The organism is Salinicola sp. (genome assembly GCF_982684285.1).
The window spans coordinates 1-2874 of record NZ_CEXLVS010000364.1; the positions used below are offsets into that span (position 1 = coordinate 1).

Below are 2874 nucleotides of genomic sequence, written 5' to 3' on the forward strand. Positions count from 1 at the left end.
TGCATCGTTCGCCAGGTGCGGCGCTGGCGCTTCCCCGAGCCGGACGGCGGCGAAGTCGACGTGAACTTCCCGTTCATCTTCGGCGCCGGCGGCGACCTGGTGAAACGGCTGCTGATCCCTTCACTCTACAACCTGGACCGGGACCGCTTGATCGCCCCGGAAATGCGAATCGTCGGCATCGATCTCGCCGAGCACGACGACGAGAGTTTTCGTCGACATCTCAAGGACTTCATCGCCGACAAGGCCGCCGACAATCATTCGGAGAGCCGGGGCGGCTCCCTGGACGAGTCCCACTGGCGGGATTTCGAGAAGCGACTGCACTATCGCCAGGGCGATTTCACCGATGACGCCATCTATCGCCAGATCGAGGATGTCATCGCCTCGTCGGGCAGCGACAACGCGCTCTTCTACTGCGCCACGTCGTCGCGCTTCTTCAGCGACATCGCCAGAAAACTCGACGGCGCCGGACTGCTCGAGGAGCGAAACGGGCAATATCGCCGGCTCGTGGTCGAGAAACCGTTCGGTCACGACCTCGAATCCGCACAGACATTGAACGCCGACCTGCTCGAGGTGATGAAGGAAGAGCAGATCTATCGAATCGACCATTTCCTCGGCAAGGAGACGGTCCAGAACATCCTCGTCGCCCGCTTCGCCAACGTCCTGTTCGAACCGTTCTGGAACAATCATTACATCGATCACATCCAGATCACCGCCGCGGAGACGGTCGGCGTCGAGGAACGTGCCGCCTTCTACGACAAGGCCGGTGCGATGCGCGACATGGTACCCAACCACCTGTTCCAACTGCTGGCGATGGTCGCGATCGAACCGCCGGCCGCGTTCGGCGCAGACTCCCTGCGCAGCGAAAAATCGAAGGTGCTGGGCGCCATCCGCCCGTGGACCACCGAGGAAGCCGCCCACCACTCCGCCCGCGGACGCTACGAGAAAGGCACCCTCGACGACCGCCAGGTGCCCGGTTATCTCGACGAAAACGGCGTCGACGCGGACAGCCAGACCGAAACCTTCGTCGCCATGAAGGTGATGGTCGACAACTGGCGCTGGGTCGGCGTGCCGTTTTACCTGCGCACCGGCAAGCGCATGAGCGCGCGGGATACCGAAATCGCGATCTGCTTCAAGCCGGCGCCCTACGCGCAGTTCCGCAATACCGACGTGGAACGCATGGCCTCCAACTGGCTGATCATCCAGATCCAGCCCAACGAGGGCATGTGGTTCGACTTCCAGGCCAAGCGCCCCGGCCCCGAGCTGGAAATGGATACCGTCAAGATGGGCTTCGCCTACAAGGACTTCTTCGATCTACCCGCGGTCACCGGCTACGAGACGTTGATCTACGACTGCCTGACCGGTGACCAGATGCTGTTTCAGCGCGCCGATACCATCGAGAATGGCTGGCGTGCCGTGCAGCCGTTCCTGGATGCCTGGGCTCGACAGTCCGAGGCCGGGGAATCCGGTATCGAAGGCTATGCCGCCGGCACCGATGGACCCACCGGCGCCCATGAACTGATCCAGCGTGACGGCCGCACTTGGCACAAGGTAGGGGAAGCGACGGGCCCCGGCGTGGCGCCGGTGCCCGGCAAGCGCTGAGGCCATGGCACGCGCCGAGTCGAACCGCCGCGAACGACGGATAGGCGCGGTCGCTATCAGGGCGCCCGCCATGGCTACCAGATCTCCCGATACAGCTCGGTCACTTCCTGGTGGCTCGGCACCCGTGGGTTGTTGCCCGGCGAGCCGGAGGCCAGCGCCTGCTCCGCCATGGCGTCGATCAGCGCGAGGTAGCGCTGCTCATCGATGCCGTAGTCACGCGGTCGCGGCACCTCCAGCTCGCGGTTGAGGGCGGCCAGTTCGTCCAGCAGTCGCTGGCCGGCGCGAGCATCATCGTCGTCGACGCCGGCAACGCCGATGGCGCGGGCGCAGGTGGCGTAACGTTCGCGGGCCTCGGGCAGCGAGAACGCGGTGACCGCCGGCAGCAGCATGGCGTTGGACATGCCGTGGGGCACGTGAAAGGCCGCGCCGATCGGACGACTCATGCCGTGCACCAGCGCCACCGAGGCGCTGGAAAAGGCCAGTCCCGCCAGGCTCGATCCCAGCATCATCGCCTCCCGCGCCGGCCGGTCGTCGGGCTGGTGGTAGACCCGGCGCAGATGGGGGCCGATCAGGCGCATGGCGGCCAGCGCATTGTGATCCGAGAAAGGGTTGGCCTTGCGACTCACGTACGCCTCGATGGCATGGGTCAGCGCATCGATGCCGGTATCGGCGGTGACCCGTGCCGGCACCGAGAGGGTCAGCTCGTAGTCGACGATCGCCGCCGCCGGCATGAAGCCGATCCCGGGGCAGAGCATCTTCTCGCCGACGCTATCGTCGGTGATGATGGTGAAGCGCGTCATCTCCGAGCCGGTGCCGGCGGTGGTGGGTATGGCGACCAGAGGCAGGCCGATCCGCGCGGCCGAACGCGGAAACTGATAGTCACGGATCGCGCCACCGAAGTGCCCCAGTACGCCGATCGCCTTGGCGGAGTCGATGGGGCTGCCGCCACCCAGCGCGACCAGGCCATCGAAGGCACCCTGGTCGGTGCCATCGCGCATCGACTCGACGCCTGCGCGAATCGATGCCTCGGTGGGCTCCGGCACCGTATCGGCGAAGACCCGGTAGTCGAGATGCGCCGCGTCGAGCAGCGCCTCGACACGCGCCAGATAGCCAAGTTCCACCATCGTGGTGTCGGTCACGATCAGCGGCCGCCGCACGCCCAGCGCCGCGAGTACCTCCGCCAGCCGCTCGAGCGCACCACCACCGACCTCCATGATGCGCGGCATCAGGATGTTGCTGGACATCGACTCTCCTCCTCGTCCGACCGTGCGCCCT

Annotated in this window: 2 protein-coding genes; one reads left to right on the forward strand and one right to left on the reverse strand. The window is 65.8% G+C overall.

The features are described from left to right. On the forward strand, positions 1-1599 hold a 1599-nt coding region (gene zwf, locus AC3AYF_RS19860; RefSeq protein ID WP_487780250.1), incomplete at its 5' end, for a glucose-6-phosphate dehydrogenase. A gap of 74 nt (positions 1600-1673) precedes the next feature. Here zwf and AC3AYF_RS19865 read toward each other — a convergent pair. Continuing rightward, the coding region (locus AC3AYF_RS19865; RefSeq protein WP_487780251.1) for an iron-containing alcohol dehydrogenase at positions 1674-2874 on the reverse strand (1201 nt) is incomplete at its 5' end.